Below are 25,554 nucleotides of genomic sequence, written 5' to 3' on the forward strand. Positions count from 1 at the left end.
CGAAAGCTCGATGCAACGGTTATCCTGTCGAGCTAACGGAGGTTTTTTATGCGTATTTATAAAGTCGGCGGTGCGGTACGTGATCGCCTGCTGGGCAAACCGGTTACCGATATCGACTGGGTTGTGGTCGGCGCTACCACCGAAGAAATGCTCGCCAAGGGCTTTCGCCCGGTGGGCGCGGACTTCCCGGTGTTCCTTCATCCCAAAAGCGGCGAGGAATACGCCCTCGCCCGCACCGAGCGCAAAAGCGGACGCGGTTACGGCGGGTTCACTTTTCACGCCAGCCCTGAAGTCACCCTCGAAGAAGACCTGATCCGCCGCGACCTGACCATCAATGCCATGGCCGAGGACGATCAGCAGAACCTGACCGACCCGTACCACGGCCAGCGTGATCTTGAAGCGCGCCTGCTTCGCCATGTTTCCCCGGCATTTGCCGAAGATCCACTCCGGGTCCTGCGTGTTGCCCGCTTCGCGGCGCGCTACGCGACGCTGGGTTTTACCGTTGCCCCGGAAACCCTGGCGCTGATGCACCAACTCAGCGAGTCAGGTGAACTTGAAGCGCTGACCCCTGAGCGCAGCTGGAAGGAAATTTCCCGCGCCCTGATGGAAGATCAGCCACAGGTATTTGTTGAGGTTCTGCGCGCATGCGGCGCACTCAAGGTTCTGATGCCCGAGGTCGACGCGCTGTTTGGCGTACCGCAACCACCCGCCCATCACCCGGAAATCGATACAGGTGCACATACCCTGAGCGTGTTGCAGCAAGCCGCACTACACAAACAGCCACTCACCGTGCGCTGGGCGTGCCTGCTGCACGACCTGGGCAAGGGACTGACGCCAGAGGATGAATGGCCGCGACACATTGCCCACGAGTTCAAGGGCCTGAAGCTGATCAAGGCGGTCAATGAACGCTTCAAGGTGCCGAAGGACTGCCAGGAACTGGCGCTGCTGGTGGGCGAGTACCACACCCATGGGCATCGCGCCCTTGAGCTGAAGCCATCGACATTGCTGGAATTGTTGCAAAGCTTCGACATTTACCGTCGGCCACAGCGGTTTGAGGAGTTCATCGCCGCATGCGAGATGGACGCGCGTGGGCGCAAAGGGCTGGAAGAAAGAAGTTACCCACAGGCAGATTATTTGCGCGGCGCCGCCACTGCGGCTCGTAGCGTGGCGGTTCAGCCGTTGCTGGAGAAAGGTTTCAAGGGGCCGGAGCTGGGGGAGGAGATCAAGCGCGAGCGGCTCAAGGCGTTGAAGGCTTACAAAGAGGCGACGTCTGTCTGAAAAGTTTCGCGAGCAAGCCCGCTCCCACAGAAATTGCATCGTACCTGTGGGTGCGGGCTTGCTCGCGAAGGCGTCAGTAAGGTCACAACAAATCTGAAGGTGTCAGCTGTTCACCGTGCCATTCGAACGCTACTGGCGCCAACACCTGATCAATCTGCGCTTCAGCCCACAAAGTCGCAAAACTCTTGCCTGCGCCCGGGTGCACGCGATCCGGCGCTATCAACGACAACGGCCACAGAACGAACGCATTTTTCAGAATTTCTGCCCGCGGCAAGATCAAGCCATCGAAATTGCCCACCAGGTCACCGAACAACAATACGTCGATATCCAGCGGCAAACCTCGGCGATCCGGTGCGTAACGACCGTTATCCGCCTCAATGAACTTCAATCGACGATCAAGTTCCATCAGCGGCAGATCGGTATACGCCGACACCACGAAATTGAAGAACGGCCCGCTCTTGATGCCCACCGGCTGGCTTTCGAACACCGCCGAACAGCGGATATCGACCAGGAATGCCGCCAGAGCATCGAGCCCCGCCCGCAAATGGGTTTCACGCTCGATATTGCTACCGAGCCCGAGGTACACCTGAGTCAGCGACATCCGCGCTCGATCTCCACGCCCACACCGCCGGTGGCAGCCGGGACGGCCCCGGGCTTGGTCAGCTTAAGGCGCATCCAGGTGATCTTGAATTCGCTCATCAGCACTTCAACCAGGCGTTCGGCAAAGGTTTCCACCAACTGGAATTGCGCCTGCTCGGCAAACGCCTGGATGCGTGAGGAAACACTGGCGTAGTCGAGCGCCAGGGTCAGGTCATCACCGGCTGCGGCCGGGCGATTATCCCAGGCGAAGCTCAGGTCAAGACGCAAGCACTGTCGGATGCCTCGCTCCCAGTCGTAGGCACCAATCACCGTGTCGACTTCCAGGCCCTCGATAAACACTCTGTCCAAGCACTTCTCTCCGCTACACGACAAGGGCGCAATGCGCCGTTAGAATCAGGGCTTCCTCGCCCGGAATAGTTAGCATGTTTTGGTTATTGGCGATCCTCGCCTACCTGCTCGGCTCTCTGTCCTTTGCCATTTTGCTCAGCCGCATGACCGGTAACCCCGATCCGCGAATGAGTGGCTCGGGCAATGCCGGTGCCACCAACATGTTGCGCCTGGCCGGCAAGAAGCTCGCCATCCTGACCCTGCTCGGGGACCTTTGCAAAGGCCTGCTGCCGGTACTGATTGCGCGTCTTGCGGGTCTTTCGCAGCAGGAACAGGCCTGGATCGGCGTCTATGCCGTCATCGGCCATCTGTTTCCGTTGTACTTTCGCTTTCGCGGCGGCAAGGGCGTCGCCACCGCTGCCGGCATGTTGCTGGGACTGTACCCGCCCGCTGCCCTTCTGGCGGTCTGCACCTGGCTCTTGACGTTCTACCTGACCCGCACCAGCTCCCTGGCCGCCCTCATCGCCACACCGCTGACCTTGCCGTTGCTGGCCTGGCAAGAACCGGCCGCCCTGCTGCCCATGAGCACGCTCACCGGGCTGATCGTCTGGCGTCATCGCGGCAATCTACGCGACCTGTTTGCCGGGCGCGAACGGCATTTCTAGCCGCCGGACATGAGCACCGCTCATCACAATGCGGTCAACTGCTCCATCGGCCAACGCGCCTGCACGCTGATCGCCAGGCTTTCCTGCTGACCGGCCTGCAAGCGCTGGCAGCCGGCAAAGGCAATCATCGCGCCGTTATCGGTGCAGAACTGCGCACGGGCATAAAACACATCGCCCTTCATGTCGCCGAGCATTTTCTCCAGGGAAGTGCGCAACGCCTTGTTGGCACTGACGCCCCCTGCAATCACCAGGCGCTTCATGCCAGCGGCTTTCAGGGCACGCTTGCACTTGATGGTCAAAGTCTCCACCACGGCCTGCTGGAATGCCAGCGCGATGTCGCAACGGGCTTGCTCTCCGTCGTCCCCGGCGTTGACGCACTGTTGCCAGGTGTTCAGCGCAAAGGTTTTCAGACCACTGAAGCTGAAATCCAGGCCCGGACGGTCGCACATCGGCCGCGGGAAGACGAAACGCCCTGCAACGCCCTGTTCTGCAAGGCGAGCGATCTCCGGCCCGCCCGGATAATTGAGCCCCATCATCTTGGCCGTCTTGTCGAAGGCCTCGCCGGCGGCGTCATCCAGGGTCTCGCCCAGAAGCGTGTACTGACCGATTCCGTCGACCTGAACCAGTTGCGTGTGACCACCCGACACCAACAAAGCGACGAACGGAAATTCCGGCGGTTGCGACTCCAGCATCGGCGCCAGCAAATGGCCTTCCATGTGATGCACGCCCAGGGCCGGAATGCCCCAGGCAAAGGCCAGCGCCTGAGCACAGGAAGCCCCTACCAGCAAGGCACCAACCAGGCCAGGACCCGCGGTGTAGGCGATCGCATCGATCTCGGTCGGCACGCAGTCGGCCTCGGCCAACACCTGACGAATCAAGGGCAGCATGCGTTTGACGTGATCGCGTGAAGCCAGCTCCGGCACCACGCCACCATAGGCGCGGTGCAGGTCGATCTGACTGAACAACGCGTCGGCCAGCAGGCCGCGTTCACTGTCATATAATGCGACACCAGTTTCGTCGCAGGAGGTTTCTAATCCCAGTACTAGCATGGGTTTGCGCCTTGTTTAGGCTGAATTCGAAGGCGCGCATAATAGTCGTCGCGTGATGCCCCGACCAGCGGTTTTCGATCAGAGGCTTTGCATTCCGAGCGATGAGGGGTTAACATCCGCAACCCTTAAAAACCGACGTCTTCAAGTGCTCTTTTGCCGCGAGGATGTTGACCCCGGTAATGAATGAAGGTAGCTCTGGATGCCAGCCGTCAAAGTAAAAGAGAACGAACCCTTCGACGTAGCTCTGCGTCGTTTCAAGCGCTCCTGCGAAAAAGCCGGTGTACTGGCTGAAGTTCGTAGCCGCGAATTTTACGAGAAGCCAACTTCTGAGCGTAAGCGCAAAGCAGCAGCCGCTGTTAAGCGTCACGCCAAGAAAGTTCAGCGCGAACAGCGCCGCGCCGTTCGTCTGTACTAATACACAGACGATCGTAGCAAGCTTCTGCCAAGCCCGGCCCTCAGCCGGGCTTATGGCATTTGCGTAAAACGCTTGATGCTTCAATGTCAAAGCCGCAGACGCGACCGAGACAAATCTGCTTCACCGCGTCAGACCTGGCTCTTTTGCCAGCGGTGCACGTCTTTTCTGACGAGCCTTTCAAGGCTACTGACGAGCACACCCACTGATTCCTCTCACGACGATCAGCCCAAGGCACCTGCTTGCGTGCCAGATGATGAGCTATCCGGGGCCTATGATTGGCCACAGCGGATTCAGCGCAACACATTCAAACAGTCGAATACTGATTGGCATTAACGTCAGTGGATTTTCGGCAGATACACTTCCCGACAGCGATTACGCAGACGACACTGGTCGAGCCGCACACTTTGCGCGCCTCAAACAATGACCGCGTTCGGTCGCCGTACGTTTCGGGTTCCTTTTCAGCGCAGATGACGAGAACGCCATGGCCGGGCTAATTCCCCAGAGCTTCATTGACGACCTTCTGAACCGCACCGACATCGTCGATGTGGTCAGCTCGCGCCTGCAATTGAAAAAGGCCGGCAAAAATCACACTGCCTGCTGCCCATTCCACAAGGAAAAGACTCCGTCGTTCAGCGTCAGCCCCGACAAGCAGTTCTATTACTGCTTCGGCTGCGGCGCCGGCGGCAACGCCCTCGGCTTCATCATGGACCACGACAACCTGGATTTCGTCCAGGCCGTCGAAGAACTGGCCAAAGCCGCCGGCATGGAAATCCCCCGCGAAGAGAGCGGCCGGCCGCACAAACCGCGACAGCCGACCGATTCGCCGCTGTATCCGCTACTCAGCGCCGCTGCCGACTTTTATCGCCAGGCCCTGAAAAGCCATCCATCGCGCAAGGCCGCCGTGGATTACCTGAAAGGTCGCGGGCTGACCGGCGAAATCGCCCGGGACTTCGGTCTCGGCTTTGCTCCGCCCGGCTGGGACAACCTGTTCAAGCACTTGAGCAGTGATACCCTGCAACAAAAAGCCATGATCGATGCTGGCCTGCTGATCGAAAACGCCGAAAGCGGTAAACGCTACGACCGCTTCCGCGACCGCGTGATGTTTCCGATCCGCGACAGTCGCGGTCGCGTCATCGCCTTCGGCGGCCGGGTATTGGGCGACGACAAGCCGAAATACCTGAACTCCCCGGAAACCCCGGTTTTCCATAAAGGCCAGGAACTCTACGGCCTGTATGAAGCGCGCAAGACCAACCGCAACCTCGACGAGATCATCGTCGTCGAGGGCTACATGGACGTCATTGCCCTGGCCCAGCAAGGCCTGCGCAATGCCGTCGCGACCCTGGGCACCGCCACCAGCGAGGAACACCTCAAGCGGCTGTTTCGCGTCGTGCCCAGCGTGCTGTTCTGCTTCGACGGCGACCAGGCCGGCCGCAATGCGGCATGGCGGGCGCTGGAGGCGACACTTTCGAGCCTGCAGGACGGTCGTCGCGCACGTTTTTTGTTCCTGCCCGAAGGCGAAGACCCGGACACTCTGGTCCGCTCCGAAGGCACCGACGCCTTTCGCGCACGGATCAACCAGCACGCGCAGCCACTGGCCGATTACTTCTTCCAGCAACTGACGGAAGAAGCCGACCCGCGCTCGCTTGAGGGCAAGGCCCATATGGCCACCCTCGCCGCGCCGTTGATCGACAAAGTCCCGGGCGCCAACCTGCGCACCCTGATGCGTCAGCGCCTGAGCGAAATCACCGGCCTGAGCGGTGAAGCGGTCAGTCAGCTGGCACAAAGCGCCCCGCAAGAAGCACCGCCGGCCTACGACCCGGGCATCGATTACGACGCGATGCCCGATTACAGCGACTATCATCAGCCGCAGGCACAGGAAATGTATGTGCCGCAGCAGGAATGGACGCCGAAGAAACCCGGTGCAGGAGGCAAGAAATGGGACAAGAAACCGTGGGACAAGAATGGCAAACGGGGCGGTGATCGTGATCAACCCCGCGCGCCACGGGTGCCCGCCGCCGTAGAACCGCCAACCCTCGCCGCCTTGCGCACGTTGCTGCATCACCCGCAACTGGCCGAAAAAGTCGAGGATGCCGGGCACTTCGCCGCCGAGGATCACACCAACACGCAATTGCTGGTGGCGCTGCTCGAAGCTGTACAGAAGAATCCCAAGCTAAACTCAATTCAACTGATTGCGCGTTGGCACGGCACAGAACAAGGCCGCTTGCTCAAGGCCTTGGCGGAAAAGGAATGGCTGATTGATGGAGATAACCTTGAACAACAGTTTTTCGACACCATTACTAGCTTGTCAGCCCGCCAACGCGAGCGAAACCTGGAACAACTTCTGCGAAAAGCGCGTCAAAGCGAATTGACCAGCGAAGAGAAAAATCAACTGCGCGACCTCTTGAGTCGCAATGTTTCCGCATCAAACCCGACCTCAACTGGCGCGTGAGGTCATAGCTCAGGTATAATCCTCGGCTTGTTTTTTGCCCGCCAAGACCTTCAGTGGATAGGGTGTTATGTCCGGAAAAGCGCAACAGCAGTCTCGTATCAAAGAGTTGATCACACTTGGTCGTGAGCAGGGCTACCTGACTTACGCGGAGGTCAACGACCACCTGCCGGAGGATATTTCAGATCCGGAACAGGTGGAAGACATCATCCGCATGATCAATGACATGGGGATCAACGTATTCGAGGTTGCGCCAGATAAGGATTCCCTTATGCTGGCCGACGCCGATACCGACGAAGCCGCAGCCGAAGAGGCCGCTGCAGCGTTGGCTGCGGTCGAGACCGACATTGGTCGCACTACCGACCCGGTGCGCATGTACATGCGCGAAATGGGTACGGTGGAGCTCCTCACGCGTGAAGGCGAAATCGAAATCGCCAAGCGTATTGAAGAGGGCATCCGTGAGGTGATGAGCGCAATCGCGCACTTCCCTGGCACGGTTGATCATATTCTCTCCGAGTACACCCGCGTCACCACCGAAGGTGGTCGCCTGTCCGACGTTCTGAGCGGTTATATCGACCCGGACGACGGCATCGCGCCGCCTGCGGCAGAAGTGCCGCCGCCGATTGACGCAAAAGCCGTCAAGGCGGATGACGATTCCGACGACGAAGAGGGTGAAGCCTCCGATGACGAGGAAGAAGCCGAAAGCGGTCCGGATCCGATCATCGCTGCACAGCGTTTTGGCGCTGTGGCCGATCAGATGGAAATCACCCGCAAGGCGCTGAAAAAGCACGGTCGCAACAACAAGGCAGCGATTGCCGAGCTGTTGGCCCTGGCCGAGCTGTTCATGCCGATCAAACTGGTGCCGAAGCAATTCGAAGGCCTGGTCGAGCGTGTTCGCAGTGCCCTGGATCGCCTGCGTCAGCAAGAGCGCGCAATCATGCAGCTCTGCGTTCGTGATGCGCGCATGCCGCGTGCCGACTTCCTGCGCCAGTTCCCGGGCAACGAAGTCGACGAAAGCTGGAGTGATGCCCTGGCCAAAGGCAAAGGCAAATACGCTGAAGCCATTGGTCGTCTGCAGCCGGACATCATCCGTTGCCAGCAGAAGCTGACCGCGCTGGAAACCGAAACCGGTTTGACCATCGCCGAGATCAAGGACATCAACCGTCGCATGTCGATCGGTGAGGCCAAGGCCCGCCGCGCGAAGAAAGAGATGGTTGAAGCCAACTTGCGTCTGGTGATCTCCATCGCCAAGAAGTACACCAACCGTGGCCTGCAATTCCTCGATCTGATCCAGGAAGGCAACATCGGCTTGATGAAAGCGGTAGACAAGTTCGAATACCGTCGCGGCTACAAATTCTCGACTTATGCCACCTGGTGGATCCGTCAGGCGATCACTCGCTCGATCGCCGACCAGGCCCGCACCATCCGTATTCCGGTGCACATGATCGAGACGATCAACAAGCTCAACCGCATTTCCCGCCAGATGTTGCAGGAAATGGGTCGCGAACCGACCCCGGAAGAGCTGGGCGAACGCATGGAAATGCCTGAGGACAAGATCCGCAAGGTATTGAAGATCGCTAAAGAGCCGATCTCCATGGAAACCCCGATCGGTGATGACGAAGACTCCCATCTGGGTGACTTCATCGAAGACTCGACCATGCAGTCGCCAATCGATGTTGCAACCGTTGAGAGCCTTAAAGAAGCGACTCGCGAAGTACTGTCCGGCCTCACTGCCCGTGAAGCCAAGGTATTGCGCATGCGTTTCGGTATCGACATGAATACCGACCACACCCTTGAGGAGGTTGGTAAGCAGTTCGACGTGACCCGTGAGCGGATTCGTCAGATCGAAGCCAAGGCGCTGCGCAAGCTGCGCCACCCGACGAGAAGCGAGCATCTGCGCTCCTTCCTCGACGAGTGATCACAGAACCCCCGGCCCAGGCCGGGGGTTTTGCTTTGTACAGATTAAATCCCCCTGCTTCCCCCCTCCGCCCTGTAGCCGTCTACACTCGAAACATTCCCCCGAGCCATAACGAGACCGTTATGCCCAGACTGCCGACCGTGCTTTTTTTGCTGTCGCTGATGACCTGGACCGCAACGGCTGGCGCGCTGACTCTCACTGACGAAGAACGTAGCTGGCTGGCGGCTCACCCGGAATTGCGTCTGGGTGTCGATGCTTCATGGCCGCCCTTCGAGTTTCGTGACGATGAGGGCCGCTACCAGGGCCTTGCCGCGGATTACATTGAGGTCATCCGCAAAAGGCTGGCAACCCGGCTCACGCCCATCGAGCCGGTGAGCTGGACCGCCGTCCTGGAACAGGCCAAGAAGGGCAAGCTGGACCTGCTGCCGGGCATCATGTCGACCCCGGAACGCCAGAATTACCTGTCGTTCACCCGCCCCTATCTGGATTTTCCGATTGTCATCCTGGCCCATGTCGGGGGTCCTCAGCCACATAACCTGAAAGACCTGTACGGCCTGAAAATCGCCGTGGTGGAAAACTACGCCCCCCACGAACTGCTGCGCACCCACCATCCTGACTTGAACCTTGTGGCGATGCCCAACGTCAGTTCGGCGCTGCAGGCGCTGGCCATCGACGAAGTAGACGCAGTGGTAGGCGATCTGGCTTCCAGCGTCTGGAGCCTGCGCCAACTCAAGCTCGATGGGTTGTATGTCAGCGGTGAAACGCCCTATCGCTATCAACTGGCCATGGGTGTACCCCGCAACAACAAGATGCTGGTCGGCATTCTCGACAAAGTCCTGGCGGACATGAGCCCGGCTGAAATCAGCGCCATTCAGGAGCATTGGGTCGGGAACGTCCTCGATCATCGAACTTTCTGGAGTGACTTGCTGGTGTACGGCCTGCCCGGATTGCTGCTGCTGACTACCGTGCTGGCGGTGGTTATCCGCATCAACCGCCGCTTGAGCTCGGAAATCGCCCGCCGGGTCGACCTTGAACAGGAACTGCGCAGCAGCGAATACCACTACCGCGGCCTGGTGGAGAGCCTGTCGGCAATCGCCTGGGAAGCAAAAGTCACGGACTTCACCTACAGCTATGTATCGCCCCACGCCGAAGACCTTCTCGGCTATCCCCTGTCCCATTGGCTGATTCCAGGCTTCTGGCGCAACATCATTCACCCCGCCGACCTGACCCGAGCCCAGACCTTCTGCGATCACGAAGTACTGGCCGGGCGCGATCACCGCCTCGATTACCGGGTGATCACCGCCGACGGCCGCTGCCTGTGGGTGCGAGATATCGTCAGCCTGATCGAGCACGGGCATGAGCCGGTGCTGCGCGGCTTGATGATCGATATCACCGACGCCAAGCGCACTGAAGAAGCACTGCGCCTGTCGGAACAGAAATTTGCCTCCGTGTTCCAGCAATGCCCGGACATTCTGGTGATCGCGCGCCTGAGCGACGGTTGCCTGCTGGAGGTCAACGAAGCGTTCGAGGAGCAAATCGGCCTCAAGGCCGAGGACGTCATTGGCCAGACCGCCACCAACCTGAACATCTGGGGGATTCCCGGTGTCGGGCCGGGCCTGCTGCAACGCTTGCAGGCCGGCAGCATCCGCAACCTGGAAATGCCCTTTCGCCGCAGCAACGGCCAGGTGTTTACCGGCCTGATCTCCGCCGAACCGTTCGACCTCGACATGACACCGGCGCTGGTGGTCGTGGTGCGGGACATCACCCAACTCAAGGAAACCCAGCAACAGCTGCAAACATCCGAAGAAAAGTTCGCCAAGGCCTTCCACGCCTCCCCCGACGGTTTGCTGCTGTCACGGCAAAGCGATGGCTTGCTGTTGGAGGTCAACGACGGTTTTAGCCGCATCACCGGGTTCAACAGCGCCATGTCGGTGGATCGTTCGGCGCTGGACCTGGGGATCTGGGTCAACCTCAATGAACGCAAGCAAATGCTCGATCTGCTGCGCCGCGATGGTTTTGTCCGCGACTTCAGCTGCCATATCCGCCGCAGCGACGGGCAGATCCGACTCTGTGAAGTATCCAGCCGACCACTGCCGATTGGCGATGACGACTGCATGCTGACCATCGCCCGGGACATCACCGAGCGGCACCTGATGCAGGAAAAACTGCAACAGGCCGCCACCGTGTTCGAAAGCACCGCCGAAGGCGTATTGATCACCGACACCCAACAGCACATCAGCGCGGTCAACCGTGCTTTCACCGAAATCACCGGTTACAGCGAAAGCGAAGCCCTGGGCCACACGCCACGCCTGCTCGCCTCGGGCCTGCATGACAGCGCGTTCTACGCGGCCATGTGGCATCAATTGACCGCCGAAGGCCACTGGCAAGGCGAGATTTCCAACCGACGCAAGAATGGCGAGCTGTATCCAAGCTGGCTGACCATCAGTGCCGTGCGCAACCGGGAAAACTTCATCACCCACTTTGTCGCGGTGTTCGCCGACATTTCCAGCCTCAAGCACGCCCAGGCCAAACTCGACTACCAGGCACACCACGACCCGCTGACCGGCCTGCCGAACCGCACGCTGTTCGAAAGCCGCCTGCTGACGGCGCTCAACAGCCAGCAGGAAAACGGCGGCCAGGGCGCGGTGCTGTTCCTCGACCTCGACCGCTTCAAACACATCAACGACAGCCTCGGCCACCCGGTCGGCGACCTGCTGCTCAAGGGCATTGCCGTGCGCCTCAAGGAGCAGTTGCGTGACATCGATACCGTGGCGCGCCTGGGGGGTGACGAATTCATTATCCTGCTGCCGGGCCTGCAACAATCCAGCGATGCCGACCACATCGCCACCAAACTTCTCAACTGTTTCGCCGCGCCGTTCCAGGCCGGTGAACACGAGTTTTTCATCAGCGCCAGCATCGGCACCAGTCTCTATCCGAAGGATGGCTGCGACGTTGCCACACTGATCAAGAACGCCGACGCCGCGATGTACCGCTCCAAGGCCAAGGGCCGCAACCGTGTCGAAAGCTACACCCGCGACCTCACCGCCCAGGCCAGCGAACGCGTGGCGCTGGAACACGAACTGCGCCGTGCCATCGAGCGCAACGAGTTGCGCCTGTGCTACCAACCGAAAATCAGCCTCGAAGACTACAGCCTGGTCGGCGCCGAAGCCCTGATCCGCTGGCACCATCCGACCTTTGGCGACGTGCCGCGGGAACACTTCATCCCGCTGGCCGAAGAAAACGGCATGATCCTGCAAATCGGCGACTGGGTCCTGGAAACCGCCTGCCGGCAGATGGCCGAATGGCACCGGCTGTACGAAAATCCCGGCCCGCTGTCGGTCAACCTGGCCGGCGCCCAACTGCGCCAACCCAACCTGCTGGGCCGCATCGAACAGTTGCTCAAGGACAACGGTCTCAACCCCGGTTTCCTGCAACTGGAAATCACCGAAAACTTCATCATGAGCCAGGCAGAGGAAGCGCTGGCGGTATTGCATCAACTCAAACAACTGGGCGTGCAACTGGCCATCGATGACTTCGGCACCGGCTACTCGTCCTTGAGTTACCTCAAGCGCCTGCCGCTGGACATTCTCAAGATCGACCAGTCCTTCGTCCGCGGCCTGCCGGACGATCCCCACGACGCGGCGATCGTCCGCGCCATCATCGCCCTCGGACGCAGCATGCAGTTCACCGTGATTGCCGAAGGAGTCGAGACCCACGCGCAACAGCAATTCCTCGCCGCCGAAGGCTGTGAACAAATCCAGGGCTACATCGTCAGCCTGCCCCTACCCCCCGACGAATTTGCCGCAACGTTTCTTCGTACAGCAGTAAAGGCTTTTTCGGATAGCACAGTCGCAAAACCGTCGCTATAATCCGCGACCTACTGAGGGCCTATAGCTCAGTTGGTTAGAGCAGAGGACTCATAATCCTTTGGTCCACGGTTCAAGTCCGTGTGGGCCCACCAAACAAGAAAGCCGCGCAATGCGCGGCTTTTGCGTATCTAAATAGCCCAAAACCGTAGAGCCACGTTTTAATCGTTCAGTTGGCAAAGTTTTCGATCTTTACCTGGCCCTCGGGGAAGGTGGCGATGATTTCCAGCTCGCCACCCATGGCGCGGATGTAGTTGCGCAAAGTACTGATGTACATGTCCGTTCGCCGCTCCATCTTGGAGATCGCCGCCTGGTTGACATGCAGTGTCCTGGCCAGTGTGTCCTGACTCAACGCTTGCGCCTGGCGCAACTCGTGCAGCGGCATTTGTGCTCGTAGCTTCTGATGCAAGGCCTCAACACGCGCTTGAGACTCTGGAGAGCGACGCGCCACCAAATCAGCAAATTTTTTAGCCATTGTCATAGCCCTCTTTCTTCAGTGTTTCCAAGTGCTCGTCGTAGAGACGTTCGGCCAGTGGCACGTGTTCCGTATACCAACGCTCCTGGCCGGTTTTATCACCGCCAATCAGCAGAATCGCGCTGCGCCGTGGATCAAACGCGTACAGCACACGGTACGGCCTGCCAGCATGCTGCACTCTTAACTCACGAAGGTTGCCATGCCGTGAACCCTTGATATCGCTGGTATATGGAAAACCCAAGTGTGGACCATCCTCGCCCAGCAACATCACCGTCGCCTGAACCGAGTCCTGTTCGGCCTCGCTCAGGTGATCCCACCAAGCCTCAAATTCATCCGTGTATTCGACGTCCCATTTCATACAAATATGCCATCAAAGGAATATAACCTCAAAGGAATAAATGTATGAGCTTCAGAGGTGCCCAACCACCCTGATTCCTCTGTCAATTGTTAACGACGGTTACTGGTAGAGGGTTTGCTGTTTCGCCAATTGCTTCAGTGCCCTCATGACAACGCGGGAATCAGGCGTTTGGCTCAACTAGTCAGTGGATGCACCAGCCTGGAAAATCGCTCGTCGCGCGAGTCTTCGTTTACTGAGGGTGTCGCAATATCGGATGACGTCCGTAAACCTTGTAGGCAAACTCCGAATCTTGCGTTTGGGCACTTTGCCGCCTTGTTGCGCTTTTCTTCGACGGGATAGTCTCCGGACGTCGCTGACCATTCAGCGATCGGGCTTGAAAACCCGTCGAACTCTAGTCGCAACAGCGCCCTCATCACGATTGCTTGTATTGTGTGATCCTGAGCCTCAGACCTGAAAACCGTCGGCTTCACACCCTTCCTGTACCTCTCGGATCAACCTCTGTTCCACGTCTGCCGCAACGTCCCCATCGCCGACGCTCTGGCCCAAGACTCCAACCGCCACGCCTGGGCCGCGCATTACCTGACGACGATGAGCAAAGCGGTGATTGATAATGTGGTGAAGGTGCTGACGCGGCGGCCTGTTCAAATGAGAAAGGAAGCAGACCCATCGAAAAACAGATAATCACGGCAGAGTTGATAATTCCCAAAAAGGGACCTATCGTTCCCTTTTTGGGACTTACTGAGTCGACCATGCCTGCCATCCCGCTAAGCGATGCTCTCTTTACTGCCACCCAGCAAAAAGTGCTGGGCATGTTGTATGGCAAACCGGATCAGAGCTTCTATGCCAATGAAATATCCCGCTGGGCGCAGGTCGGCAAGGGCAGCCTGATGCGTGAGCTGGAGCGTCTGCATGGCGCAGGCATTCTCACCATGAGTCGACGGGGTAATCAGACACACTACCAGGCCAACCCTGAGTGCCCCATCTATGTTGAATTGCTTGGGATAGTGCGTAAAACTTTTGGCATAGCAGAGCAGCTGCGTGCGGCATTGTCTCCACTGTCTGATCAGTTGGTATGGGCGTTCATCTATGGCTCCATTGCCAAGGGTAACGAGCATGCAGGCAGTGACATTGACCTGATGTTGATTGGCGAAAATCTCAGTTACAGCGACTTGATGGAACGGGTACTACCCGTAGAGGAACAACTAGGCCGCACCATTAACCCAACGCTCTACACCCTGGCCGACTGGCAAGCCAAGAAGGCGGCCGGCAACAGTTTTGTAGTGCGGGTTGAACAACAGGACAAAATTGATTTGATTGGCCGCAATCCAGCAGAGGTAGCCGATGGGCAGTAACGAAAATCTGGAGAACCTGGTGCGTAGCGGCGGCCTCAAAGCCGAACCTCCAGATCGCAAGGAATGTGAAGGGCTGCTTAGATCGGCCACGGACCGTTTGAAGGATGCTCACAGTTCGGCCCTGTCCTTCGCCAGTCGCTTCGACCTCGCCTACAACGCTGCACATGCCCTGGCACTGACGGCCATGCGTCTACAGGGTTTTCGCTCTGACCGCCGTTATCTGGTGTTTCAGTGCCTTGTACATACTCTCGGTCTGAACAAAATCCAGGTACGCCTGTTTGCGCTTTGTCACGAGCGCCGCAATCTGGCTGAGTACGAAGGTTATATGGATGTGGACGAAACCCTTCTGGCTGAGCTACTAGGGGCGACTGATGCACTGTTGCTACGGGTACAAGACACAATGTTTGATAGCAAATAACACTTCAGCTCTTCGTTATTTCCAGTACTGAACGGCATCACTGCAACTGTCAGTCCAAACACGTAACGAAGGGATGGCCTGCACCGCCCGCAACCGTTCCAGCATCAGCCCGGTGTACACAACCTCATACGTATCCGCCCCCCGCCCCCATTGCTCAACGAGCACCATGCCGTCGACCAATGTCGCCGCCAATTCGGCAATCGTAACGGCCTGATCTTCGATAATTCCTTGAGTCCGAATCCAAACCCGATCTGTCATCGCTTTAAGCTCCGCCGCTATCTGCTCAGACGACGCAAGATCGGTATCGGGGCAAGTGATATTGCGCAGCAGATGCTGAAGCTCCCTGATTTTTGCGTAATCCTGTTCCGCCCCCTGCCCGCCTTTGAGGATGGCTGTGGCTTTCGGCTTGTCGACGCGTTTGGCGGCTGAAGGTTTTGAAGGCAGTGTTTGCGCCATTGCGCCAGCCAGGAGCACCATCATCCGGGCTTCCAGATGCTCCTTCATGGCTTCCATCGACGAAATCGGGCGCACCAGCGTAATGCAGGCCCCTCCCTGGTGCCGCAGATCCATAGTCACCGTCAGGGTCACGCCGCCCGTTTCAAACCCCAGGGCGCGGGCCACGACGTAGTGGCCCATTTCGTGGTGGGCGATCTGCAGGGCATGATCGCGTACTGCGGGGGGCATCTTCCTCGTCATATCCATTGCCTCGGAACCTTCGTTCTCGCATTCGACTACGAGTGACGGTCGCTGTCCATCCTGTCGCCCCGCACAATAATGTAGGAGCGAGCCTGCTCGCGATGGACTTGAACGCACCGCGTCCATCCAGACAGCAAGCGTTATCGTTCACGACCTTCGCGAGCGAGCTCGCTCCTACATCACCTTATTTGGGCAAAGCATAGGCAATCACATAATCCCCACGATCGGTCGACTGCCGCGCACCGCCCACCGTCAGCAGGATGTACTGCCTGCCGGTTTTCGGCGATACGTAAGTCATCGGCCCGGACTGGCTGCCCACTGGCAAACGCGATTTCCAGATTTCGTTGCCGTTGCCGGTGTCGAAGGCGCGCAGGTAGAAGTCCTGGGTGCCAGCGAAGAACAGCAGGCCCGACTGGGTGGCCAGCGATGCGCCGAGGGTCGGCATGCCGATAGGGATCGGCAGGTGCATGCGGATGCCCAGCGGGCCGGTGTCTTGCACGGTGCCGACCGGGACTTGCCACACCAGCTTGTGGGTCTTGAGGTCGATGGCCGACATGGTGCCGAACGGTGGTTTCTGGCACGGAATGCCGACCGCCGAGAGGAAGCGCTCGCGCATGGCGCCGAACGGCGTGCCTTCCTGCGGTACCACGCCCATTTCGATACCGCTGGCCCCGGCTTTGATCTTGTCGCGCGGAATCATGTAGTTGGCCAGGCCCAGGCGCATGTCGTTGACGAACATGTAGTGGGTGTTCGGATCAACCGAGACGCTGCCCCAGTTCATGCCGCCCAGCGAGCCGGGGAATTGCAGGGCGCGATCCATGCCCGGCGGGGTGTAGACGCCTTCATGGCGCATGCCTTTGAACTGGATGCGGCACATCAACTGGTCAAACGGCGTGGCGCCCCACATGTCGGATTCAGTCAGGGTCTTGTTGCCGATTGACGGCATGTCCACCGAGAACGGCTGGGTTGGCGAGTAGCGTTCGCCGGGAACCTTGCCTTGCGGCACCGGGCGCTCTTCGACGCGGGCGATAGGCACGCCGGTTTCGCGGTTTAGCAGGAAGATCTCGCCCTGCTTGGTGACTTGCGCCAGGGCTGGCTGGGTGCCGCCCTTGTCGTCCGGCACGTCGTACAGCAGTGGCTGTGCCGGCAGGTCAAAGTCCCACAGGTCGTGGTGAGTGGTCTGGAAGTGCCAGCGTACCTGGCCGGTCTTCACATCGATAGCGACGATGGACGAGCTCCACTTGTCGTCGAACTTGGTACGTTGGCCGCCGAAGAAGTCTGGCGTCGCGTTACCAGTCGGCAGGTACACCAGACCGAGCTTGGCGTCGTAGGACATGGCCGACCACACGTTCGGCGTGCCACGGGTGTAGGTCTCGCCAGCAGGTGGGCGTTTGGTGGTGTAAGGGTTGCCCGGGTCCCATGCCCATACCAGTTCACCACTGCGTACGTCGTAGGCGCGGACTACACCCGGTGGTTCGCCGGTGGAGTAGTTATCGGCCACGCGACCGCCGACGATCACTACGTCCCCAGCGACCAATGGGGTCGAGGTTTGCTGGTAGTAACCGGGCTTCACTTCGCCCATGTCAGTGGTCAGGTCAACGGTGCCTTTGTTGCCGAACTCTTCGCAGGGCTTGCCGGTGTCGGCGTTGATGGCGATCAGACGCGCGTCGCCGGTCGGCAGAAACAGACGTTTCGTACAGGCTGCTGGCTGATTGTCCGAAGACACCGGGGTTTCGGAGTAACCCAGACCACGGCAACGCTGCCAGTTGGGCGCGGTGCCTTGCGGGTCGAACTTCCAGCGCTGGGCGCCGGTGTCGGCATCCAGGGCGAAGACTTTGCCGTAGGCGGTGCAGGTGTAGACGGTGTCACCGATTTGCAGTGGAGTGTTCTGGTCTTCGGCGCCGGCACCGGTGCTTTGCGGAATATCGCCGGTGCGGAAGGTCCAGGCGACCTGCAATTTGTCGATGTTGCCCTTGTTGATCTGGTCCAGGGCGGCAAAGCGATTACCGGCGGTAGTGTTGCCCCAGTGCGCCCAGTCTTTCTGTTCGGTGCCCGGAGTGACCGGCGTTACCGCAGGTTCGGTGGTGGCCTTGACCACGTGGGTCGGCACGAACATGTAGGCCATCGTCGCAACGACTGCGACACCCAAAATGCCAGCCAGACCATAAGCGCCACGCCCGCCGGTCGCGCCCGAAGCACGGACCAGGGTCGGATAGATCAGCGCCACAACCAGACCGATCACGGCAAAGGTCAGTATCCGTGAGACCAGCGGCCAGTATTCGAGGCCCGCATCCCAAACGGCCCAAATCGCAGTGAGGGCCAACGCCACACCATACAGCCAGGCGCCGAGCGGCTTGCGCCGGGCAATCATCAACCCGGACGCCAGCATCGCCAGCCCCATCAGCAGGAAATACCAACTGCCACCCAGCGCGATCAGATAACCACCGCCACCGGCCAGGCCGAGCCCGATCAGTGCAATCAGCACACCCAGCCCCGCCAGCAACCATTTACTGCCGGCGGCAGCCCCAGAATTGTTCATGTCGGAAATTTTCCCCATTTGTGACAAGAGCAGAATAATGTACTACCTAGTTACTTATGGCAATTTGTCGCAGGCAAAAATGTCATGAACGGTGATTGAGGCTAGATCAAATCTCCGTCGCGAGCGTCCTGCAGAAACTGCCTGTAACATGCTTGCGCACTGATCCATGCCGCTGGAGATAACCCTTTGCCTGACACTCGCACGCCTGTTCTCGATGAAATCGACCGCCAACTGATTGCCGCCCTGCAGATCAACGCCCGCGAGAGCGTGGCCATGCTCGCCCGGCAATTGGGCATTGCCCGCACCACAGTGACGTCGCGCCTGGCGCGGCTGGAAAAGGCCAAGGTGATCACCGGTTACGGCGTGCGCCTCGGGCAGCGGGTGGTGGATGGCGGGTTGCAGGCGTATGTGGGGATCACCGTGCAACCACGCTCCGGCAAGGAGGTGCTGCGGCGCCTGAGCGCGATGGCGCAGGTGCAGCAGTTGTGTGCGGTGAGTGGCGAATTTGATTATGTGGCGTGGTTGCGCACCGATTCGCCGGAGCAGCTGGATCAGTTGCTGGACCAGATTGGCAGTGTGGATGGGGTGGAGAAGACCACGACTTCGATCATCTTGAGCAGCAAGATTGATCGGGGGCAGCCGGTTTGAGTTTCTGCCTGTAGTTTTTTGGGTGCCAGAGCTGGCCTCTTCGCGGGCAAGCCCGCTCCCACAGTGGTCAGTGTGTATTGATAGATCGTCATACTGATCAAACAAATAGCAAAATGACGACACTTTGCGTCTTATTAACGTGTTCCGTGCTCTCTAGAATGGCTGGCATCTTTTCCTATACTCAGATGCGCATTGCGCGTCGGGTCGCCAGCAAGGTCAGCCATGAACAAGAACAATCGCCATCCTGCAGACGGTAAGAAACCAGTCACCATTTTCGGCCCGGACTTTCCTTTCGCCTTCGACGACTGGATCGAACACCCGGCCGGGCTGGGCAGTATTCCCGAGCACAATCACGGTGCCGAAGTGGCGATTGTCGGCGGCGGGATCGCCGGCCTGGTGGCGGCGTATGAGTTGATGAAGCTGGGCCTGAAACCGGTCGTCTACGAAGCTTCGAAAATGGGTGGCCGTCTGCGCTCCCAGGCATTCAATGGCGCCGAAGGCATCGTTGCCGAACTGGGCGGGATGCGCTTCCCGGTGTCGTCAACCGCGTTCTATCACTACGTCGACAAACTGGGTCTGGAAACCAAACCTTTTCCCAACCCGCTTACGCCCGCGTCGGGCAGCACGGTGATCGACCTCGAAGGTCAGACCCATTACGCACAGAAGCTGTCGGACCTTCCTGCACTGTTCCAGGAAGTGGCTGACGCCTGGGCCGATGCCCTGGAAGCCGGCTCGCAGTTCTCCGATATCCAGCAAGCCATTCGCGACCGCGACGTCCCGCGCCTCAAGGAGCTGTGGAACACCTTGGTGCCGCTGTGGGACGACCGCACCTTCTACGACTTCGTCGCCACGTCCAAGGCGTTCGCCAAGCTCTCGTTCCATCACCGTGAAGTGTTCGGCCAAGTCGGTTTCGGCACCGGCGGCTGGGATTCGGACTTCCCGAACTCGATGCTGGAAATCTTCCGCGTGGTGATGACCAATTGCGACGATCACCAGCACCTGGTGGTCGGCGGCGTGGAACAGGTGCCACAAGGCATCTGGCGCCATGTGCCGGAGCGTTGCGCGCATTGGCCGGTCGGCACCAGCCTCAGCTCGCTGCACAACGGCGCACCGCGTACCGGCGTGAAGAAGATTGCCCACGCGCCGGGCGGCCGTTTCGCCGTCACCGACAACTGGGGTGACACCCGCGAATACGCGGCCGTACTGACCACCTGCCAGAGCTGGCTGCTGACCACCCAGATCGAATGCGACGAAACCCTGTTCTCGCAAAAAATGTGGATGGCTTTGGACCGCACCCGCTACATGCAGTCGTCGAAGACTTTCGTGATGGTCGACCGCCCGTTCTGGAAGGACAAGGATCCGGAAACCGGTCGCGACCTGATGAGCATGACCCTCACCGACCGCTTGACCCGTGGCACTTATCTGTTCGACAACGGCGACGACAAGCCGGGGGTGATCTGCCTGTCGTACTCGTGGATGAGCGACGCGCTGAAAATGCTGCCCCAACCGGTGGAAAAACGCGTGAAACTGGCGCTGGATGCACTGAAAAAGATCTACCCGAAAGTCGACATCGCCGCGCGGATCATCGGCGACCCGATCACCGTTTCGTGGGAAGCCGACCCGCATTTCCTCGGCGCGTTCAAAGGCGCCCTGCCCGGCCACTACCGCTACAACCAGCGCATGTACGCCCACTTCATGCAGGACGACATGCCAGCCGAACAGCGCGGGATCTTCATCGCCGGCGACGACGTTTCGTGGACGCCGGCCTGGGTTGAGGGCGCGGTACAGACCTCGCTCAACGCAGTGTGGGGCATCATGAAACATTTCGGCGGTGCAACTCACGCCGAGAATCCGGGTCCAGGAGATGTGTTCAACGAGATCGGACCGATCGCCCTGCCCGAGTAAGAGGAATCCGAAATGCGCGTAGCCCTTTACCAATGTCCGCCGCTGCCCCTGGATGTCGTCGGCAACCTGCAACGCTTGCAGCAGCTTGCGCTGGAGGCAAAAGGCGCCGATCTGCTGGTGCTGCCGGAGATGTTCCTGACTGGCTACAACATCGGCGTCGATGCCGTCAGCGTGCTGGCGGAGGTGTACAACGGTGAGTCGGCGCAGCAGGTTGCGCGCATTGCCAAGGCTGCCGGGATCGCCATTTTGTATGGCTATCCCGAGCGCACCGAGGACGGACAAATCTACAACGCCGTGCAGTTGATCGGCTCTGACGGCGAGCGCGTCTGCAACTACCGCAAAACCCATCTGTTCGGCGATCTGGATCACTCGATGTTCAGCGCAGGTTCCGACGAGTTTCCCATCGTTGAGCTCAACGGCTGGAAGCTCGGCTTCCTGATCTGCTACGACCTGGAATTTCCGGAGAACGCCCGACGCCTGGCCCTGGCCGGTGCCGAGCTGATCCTGGTGCCGACTGCGAACATGATTCCGTTCGATTTCGTCGCCGATGTCACCGTGCGCGCCCGCGCCTTCGAAAACCAGTGCTACGTGGCTTATGCCAATTACTGTGGGCACGAAGGCGACATCCACTACTGCGGCCAGAGCAGCATCGCTGCGCCGGATGGCAGTCGCATCGCTCAGGCGGGACTGGATGAATCGCTGATTGTCGGCGAGCTGGATCGTCAGTTGATGGTCGAATCCCGCGCCGCCAATCGCTACCTCCTCGATCGCCGCCCCGAGCTTTACGGCGAGCTGAACAAGTCCTAATCCGCTAGCATTGGCACTTCACTGTTCTGGAAGTGCCCATGCCCGCGCTGAATCACCCTCGCCCCCACACTGAAACCTTGGCCAATGGCCTGCAGGTGACGCTGCGTCATGCCCCGAATTTGAAGCGTTGCGCAGCAGCGTTGCGGGTGGCCGCGGGCAGCCATGATGTGCCGCTGGCGTGGCCCGGCCTGGCGCACTTTCTTGAGCATCTGCTGTTTCTGGGCACTGAGCGTTTTCCCGCCGGGCAAGGGTTGATGGCCTACGTCCAGAGTCATGGCGGCCAGGTAAACGCGCGGACCAGCGAACGCACCACGGACTACTTTTTCGAACTGCCACCCCAGGCGTTTGCCGGTGGGCTGGAGCGTCTGTCAGACATGCTCGCCCATCCGCGTATGAATCCGGACGACCAGCAGCGGGAACGGGAAGTGCTGCAGGCAGAGTTTGTCGCCTGGTCGCAGGATGCCAAGGCGCAGCAGCAATTTGCGCTGTTCAATGGCCTGGCCGAGGCTCATCCACTACGGGGTTTTCATGCCGGCAATCGCGACAGTCTGCCACTGCAACAACCCGAGTTTCAGCAGGCGCTGCAGGATTTTTATCAGCGGTTTTACCAGACCGGGCAAATGACCTTGAGCCTGGCCGGGCCACAGAGCCTCGTTGAGTTGAAGGCAATGGCCGAAGCCTTTGGCAGTGTCATTGCCAAAGGCCAGACAACCACTCAACTGCCCCCAGTACCGCTGATGGACGCCTCAACCAACAGTTATCAACAGACTGGCGAGCGACGCCTGGATCTGCTGTTTGCCCTTGAAGTGCAGCCAGATTTCTCTGCCGATGCGTTGGCGTTCCTGTGCCACTGGCTGAACCTGGCAAAACCCGGTGGCTTAATGGCGGACCTGCGCGAGCGCGGGCTGGCCGATCACCTCAAAGCCCAGCCACTGTACCAGTTCGCCGGGCAAGCCTTGCTGCATATCGAATTCACCCTGCCCACCGCAGACCCGGCTTCAGGCATCCGCGAACGCTTGATGGATTGGCTCGGTTTCTTTGCCGCGCAAGACTGGAGCCGATTGCGCGAAGAGTACGCCACCCTGCTCCAGCGCCAACAGCAAGTCAGCGGCGCCTTGCAACTGGCCCGACTGGACAGCGAACAACGCGAAGTCGGGTTATCCGAGCCGGGTGTTACAGCCCTCAAGCAAATCCTTCAACAAATCGGCGCTGTGGATAACTTCAGCGGCCCATGGCAACTGCCAACACCCAACCCGTTCTTGTGCGCCGAAGCACCGGCAGCCAACGCCGGATTGATTCGTGGCCAGACCAGCGCCCACCGAGGCCTGCGCACTTTTGCCCAGGACCGTTCGCGCAGCCGTCGTGAACGTTCGCCGATGCAATTCAGCCAGGCATGGCCAGACAACGGTGCTGAAGGCGCGATTTATCTGCGCTGGCGTCTGGACTCGGCTCCTGGCAGCCACCTTCAATCACGGCTGGAAAACCACCTGCAACCGTTACGCGAAGACGCGCACCAGGCCGGTGTGGAATTTTCCTTCAGTGCATCGGGCAACGAATGGCTGCTCAAACTGAACGGGCTACAGGAGCCGATGCCCAGCGTCCTGGAGCATGTGCTGAAAGAACTGACAAAACCTGACGCCGCTGTCTCACAAGCCGAATCGACGAGCGTTGCGCCAATACCGATTCGACAACTGCTCAAGGCATTACCCGAACACTGCCTCGGGCAGTCCGCGAACTCGGATGACGTGCAGCCACTCTGGTCGAGTGCGCGATGGGATGGGCTGGCCATCGGGTTATCGGCTCAGACTCAAGCGGCTATGGGCCTGGCCTTGAGCCGCATACCCGGCACGCCGGACAATCAACTGACGCCGCCCTCTTCGATCCTTGCACGGCATCTGTGGAGCACTGTCGATACCGCCTCCAGCGAGCACGCGTTGCTGCTGTTCTGTCCTGCAGCCACCCAGGAAATGGCCGACGAAGCCGCGTGGCGTTTGCTCGCGCATGTCTGCCAGACACCGTTCTACCAACGCCTGCGGGTGGAGTTGCAACTCGGCTATGCGGTGTTCAGCGCCCTGCGGCAGATTCACGGGCAAACCGGGATGCTGTTCGGCGTGCAATCGCCAAGCGTTGCGCCTGTGGAGCTGCTGCAACACATCGAGCAATTCCTGAATCGATTGCCGGAACTGATCAACGCACTCGACGACACCACCTTCAACGCTCAACGCCAGGCTCTGGCGGATCAGTTTTGCAGCGCTGCGCTCACCACGGCTCAAGCGGCCGAACTGCTCTGGCAAGGCAAACTGGCCGGCCGCTCGTCGGATTATCTGACGCACCTGCCCGAGGCCATTGTGCGCATTGACCGGAGCGTTCTACTGGCTGCGGCCCAACGCCTGAATCAGGCCGAAGGCGGCTGGCTGTGCCTTGCCAACAGCGTTACCCCGGGTGCGCCATGGCAAGCGGCAAAATGATCATTACCGGGGCTGCAAGGAGCTTTCTCAAAGTTTCACGGGCAATTTCTTTGAAATTTTGAGTAACATAGCAACCTAACTATCTGGAACCTCTCTGATTTGAGGTGGACTATACCTATAGATAGCGCTGTCCTACCCTACCTGAAGGAGTTCAATTTATGGCCTGGACCAAACCGGCTTACACCGACCTGCGTATTGGCTTTGAAGTCACCATGTACTTCGCAAGCCGCTAATCTCAGCTTTGGCAGAGATGCAGCACAACGCCTCGGTTATCCGAGGCGTTTTATTTTCAGCGTTGAAATGATGGAGCGTCCATGTTTGTCCAGATTCTAGGTTCCGCTGCCGGCGGTGGCTTCCCCCAGTGGAACTGCAACTGCGTGAACTGCGCGGGCTTTCGCGACGGCAGCCTGCGGGCCAAGGCGCGGACGCAATCGTCCATCGCGATTTCCGATGACGGCGTGAACTGGGTGCTGTGCAACACCTCCCCGGACATCCGCGCCCAACTCCAGGGCTTCGCCCCGATGCAGCCGGGCCGCGCCCTGCGCGATACCGGGATCGGCGCGATCATCCTGATGGACAGCCAGATCGACCACACCACCGGCCTGCTCATGTTGCGCGAAGGCTGCCCGCATCAGGTCTGGTGCACCGACATGGTCCATGAAGACCTGAGCACCGGATTTCCGCTGTTCACCATGCTCAACCACTGGAATGGCGGGCTGACCTGGAATCGCATCGAACTCGACCAGAGCTTCAGCGTACCGGCATGCCCGAACCTGCGCTTCACCCCGCTGCCGTTGCGCAGTGCCGCGCCGCCGTACTCACCACACCGCTTCGACCCCCATCCGGGCGACAACATCGGCCTGATCGTCGAAGACCTCAACACCGGCGGCAAACTGTTCTACGCACCGGGCCTGGGCAAGGTGGATGAAGGGCTTCTGGAAATCATGGCCGGCAGCGATTGCCTGCTGGTCGATGGAACGTTGTGGGATGACGATGAAATGCAGCGTCGCGGCGTCGGCACCCGCACCGGTCGCGAGATGGGACACCTGGCGCAGAGCGGCCCCGGTGGCATGCTCGAAGTGCTTGAGCAATTGCCCAACCAGCGCAAAGTACTTATCCACATCAACAACACCAACCCGATTCTCGATGAAGACTCGCCAGAACGCGCGGAACTGGATCGGCGTCAGGTTGAAGTGGCGTATGACGGCATGAGTATTGTGCTGTAGCGGATGGCCCTATCGCGAGCAAGCTCGCTCCCACAGTTGACCGCATTCCCCTGTGGGAGCGAGCTTGCTCGCGATGAGGCCGGCAGCAGCAACACATA

22 protein-coding genes and 1 tRNA gene are annotated in these 25,554 nt (G+C 59.6%); 16 read left to right on the forward strand and 7 right to left on the reverse strand.

Features of this window, described 5'->3' with window-relative positions:
• The first annotated feature begins 48 nt into the window (after positions 1-48).
• On the forward strand, positions 49-1,278 hold the full coding sequence (locus tag KGB20_RS07035; RefSeq protein ID WP_150813998.1) for a multifunctional CCA addition/repair protein: 1,230 nt from the start codon (positions 49-51) through the stop codon (positions 1,276-1,278).
• 82 nt (positions 1,279-1,360) lie between these two features.
• On the opposite strand, the gene folK is transcribed toward KGB20_RS07035, so the two are convergent.
• Both folK and folB read right to left on the reverse strand, forming a co-directional pair.
• Positions 1,361-1,879, reverse strand: coding sequence for a 2-amino-4-hydroxy-6-hydroxymethyldihydropteridine diphosphokinase (gene folK / locus KGB20_RS07040; RefSeq protein ID WP_150813999.1), 519 nt, complete (start codon positions 1,877-1,879; stop codon positions 1,361-1,363).
• On the reverse strand, positions 1,870-2,226 hold the full coding sequence (folB, locus tag KGB20_RS07045; RefSeq protein ID WP_008051601.1) for a dihydroneopterin aldolase: 357 nt from the start codon (positions 2,224-2,226) through the stop codon (positions 1,870-1,872). Before folB ends, folK begins: the two co-directional genes overlap by 10 nt.
• 74 nt (positions 2,227-2,300) lie before the next feature.
• Here folB and plsY point away from each other — a divergent pair, with 74 nt between their 5' ends.
• Positions 2,301-2,870: a glycerol-3-phosphate 1-O-acyltransferase PlsY gene (plsY, locus tag KGB20_RS07050; RefSeq protein WP_057713064.1), complete on the forward strand. Its 570-nt coding sequence runs from the start codon at positions 2,301-2,303 to the stop codon at positions 2,868-2,870.
• 23 nt (positions 2,871-2,893) lie between these two features.
• Here the strand turns inward: plsY and tsaD are convergent, their stop codons facing one another.
• On the reverse strand, positions 2,894-3,919 hold the full coding sequence (gene tsaD / locus KGB20_RS07055) for a tRNA (adenosine(37)-N6)-threonylcarbamoyltransferase complex transferase subunit TsaD (RefSeq protein WP_057713063.1): 1,026 nt from the start codon (positions 3,917-3,919) through the stop codon (positions 2,894-2,896).
• Positions 3,920-4,118: 199 nt separating this feature from the next.
• Between tsaD and rpsU the strand changes: the two genes are divergently transcribed.
• The 5 genes from rpsU to KGB20_RS07080 all read left to right on the forward strand — a co-directional run bounded on the left by rpsU (position 4,119) and on the right by KGB20_RS07080 (position 12,659).
• Entirely contained in the window at positions 4,119-4,334 is a 216-nt protein-coding gene (rpsU, locus tag KGB20_RS07060) for a 30S ribosomal protein S21 (RefSeq protein ID WP_002551877.1), read from the forward strand.
• 481 nt (positions 4,335-4,815) lie between these two features.
• Positions 4,816-6,783 (forward strand): DNA primase, encoded by a 1,968-nt coding sequence (gene dnaG / locus KGB20_RS07065; protein ID WP_008017402.1) that lies wholly within the window; start codon positions 4,816-4,818, stop codon positions 6,781-6,783.
• A 67-nt stretch (positions 6,784-6,850) separates the two neighbouring features.
• Complete coding sequence (gene rpoD / locus KGB20_RS07070; protein ID WP_057713062.1) at positions 6,851-8,698, forward strand: RNA polymerase sigma factor RpoD; 1,848 nt, start codon at positions 6,851-6,853, stop codon at positions 8,696-8,698.
• 122 nt (positions 8,699-8,820) lie between these two features.
• Positions 8,821-12,567 carry a bifunctional diguanylate cyclase/phosphodiesterase gene (locus KGB20_RS07075; RefSeq protein WP_150814000.1) on the forward strand — a complete coding sequence of 1,249 codons (3,747 nt, stop codon included), beginning with the start codon at positions 8,821-8,823 and terminating at the stop codon, positions 12,565-12,567.
• Positions 12,568-12,582: 15 nt separating this feature from the next.
• Positions 12,583-12,659, forward strand: a tRNA-Ile gene (locus tag KGB20_RS07080).
• A 74-nt stretch (positions 12,660-12,733) separates the two neighbouring features.
• On the opposite strand, the gene KGB20_RS07085 is transcribed toward KGB20_RS07080, so the two are convergent.
• Together KGB20_RS07085 and KGB20_RS07090 are read right to left on the reverse strand one after the other, a co-directional pair.
• Complete coding sequence (locus KGB20_RS07085; RefSeq protein WP_008051594.1) at positions 12,734-13,039, reverse strand: XRE family transcriptional regulator; 306 nt, start codon at positions 13,037-13,039, stop codon at positions 12,734-12,736.
• Complete coding sequence (locus KGB20_RS07090) at positions 13,032-13,397, reverse strand: type II toxin-antitoxin system RelE/ParE family toxin (protein ID WP_154909868.1); 366 nt, start codon at positions 13,395-13,397, stop codon at positions 13,032-13,034. The genes KGB20_RS07085 and KGB20_RS07090 overlap by 8 nt, the downstream gene beginning before the upstream one ends.
• Positions 13,398-13,847: 450 nt before the next feature.
• Between KGB20_RS07090 and KGB20_RS07095 the strand changes: the two genes are divergently transcribed.
• The 3 genes from KGB20_RS07095 to KGB20_RS07105 all read left to right on the forward strand — a co-directional run bounded on the left by KGB20_RS07095 (position 13,848) and on the right by KGB20_RS07105 (position 15,167).
• Entirely contained in the window at positions 13,848-14,078 is a 231-nt protein-coding gene (locus KGB20_RS07095; RefSeq protein ID WP_154909962.1) for a DUF3077 domain-containing protein, read from the forward strand.
• Between the two features lie 68 nt (positions 14,079-14,146).
• Complete coding sequence (locus KGB20_RS07100) at positions 14,147-14,749, forward strand: nucleotidyltransferase domain-containing protein (protein ID WP_102670865.1); 603 nt, start codon at positions 14,147-14,149, stop codon at positions 14,747-14,749.
• A complete protein-coding gene (locus tag KGB20_RS07105; protein WP_102670864.1) occupies positions 14,739-15,167 on the forward strand; it encodes a hypothetical protein in 429 nt (142 codons plus the stop codon). The genes KGB20_RS07100 and KGB20_RS07105 overlap by 11 nt, the downstream gene beginning before the upstream one ends.
• Before the next feature lie 15 nt (positions 15,168-15,182).
• Here the strand turns inward: KGB20_RS07105 and KGB20_RS07110 are convergent, their stop codons facing one another.
• A complete protein-coding gene (locus KGB20_RS07110) occupies positions 15,183-15,863 on the reverse strand; it encodes a peptidase M41 (RefSeq protein ID WP_154909963.1) in 681 nt (226 codons plus the stop codon).
• A gap of 184 nt (positions 15,864-16,047) precedes the next feature.
• On the reverse strand, positions 16,048-18,402 hold the full coding sequence (locus KGB20_RS07115; RefSeq protein ID WP_154909870.1) for a glucose/quinate/shikimate family membrane-bound PQQ-dependent dehydrogenase: 2,355 nt from the start codon (positions 18,400-18,402) through the stop codon (positions 16,048-16,050).
• A 186-nt stretch (positions 18,403-18,588) separates the two neighbouring features.
• On the opposite strand from KGB20_RS07115, the gene KGB20_RS07120 reads away from it, so the two are divergent.
• The 6 genes from KGB20_RS07120 (at position 18,589) to pqqB (ending at position 25,456) form a co-directional block, all read left to right on the forward strand.
• On the forward strand, positions 18,589-19,050 hold the full coding sequence (locus KGB20_RS07120) for an Lrp/AsnC family transcriptional regulator (RefSeq protein ID WP_046039454.1): 462 nt from the start codon (positions 18,589-18,591) through the stop codon (positions 19,048-19,050).
• 222 nt (positions 19,051-19,272) lie between these two features.
• A complete protein-coding gene (locus KGB20_RS07125; RefSeq protein WP_154861035.1) occupies positions 19,273-20,955 on the forward strand; it encodes a flavin monoamine oxidase family protein in 1,683 nt (560 codons plus the stop codon).
• Between the two features lie 12 nt (positions 20,956-20,967).
• Positions 20,968-21,762: a carbon-nitrogen hydrolase family protein gene (locus KGB20_RS07130; RefSeq protein WP_154909871.1), complete on the forward strand. Its 795-nt coding sequence runs from the start codon at positions 20,968-20,970 to the stop codon at positions 21,760-21,762.
• 38 nt (positions 21,763-21,800) lie between these two features.
• Positions 21,801-24,230, forward strand: a complete 2,430-nt coding sequence (pqqF, locus tag KGB20_RS07135; protein WP_154909872.1) for a pyrroloquinoline quinone biosynthesis protein PqqF — start codon at positions 21,801-21,803, stop codon at positions 24,228-24,230.
• A 158-nt stretch (positions 24,231-24,388) separates the two neighbouring features.
• Entirely contained in the window at positions 24,389-24,463 is a 75-nt protein-coding gene (gene pqqA / locus KGB20_RS07140; RefSeq protein WP_003444522.1) for a pyrroloquinoline quinone precursor peptide PqqA, read from the forward strand.
• Between the two features lie 81 nt (positions 24,464-24,544).
• Positions 24,545-25,456: a pyrroloquinoline quinone biosynthesis protein PqqB gene (pqqB, locus tag KGB20_RS07145; protein ID WP_090451766.1), complete on the forward strand. Its 912-nt coding sequence runs from the start codon at positions 24,545-24,547 to the stop codon at positions 25,454-25,456.
• Positions 25,457-25,554: the final 98 nt, after the last annotated feature.

Origin of the sequence: Pseudomonas sp. BF-R-30 (assembly GCF_019956175.1) — a bacterium.
GTDB lineage: Bacteria > Pseudomonadota > Gammaproteobacteria > Pseudomonadales > Pseudomonadaceae > Aquipseudomonas > Aquipseudomonas jessenii.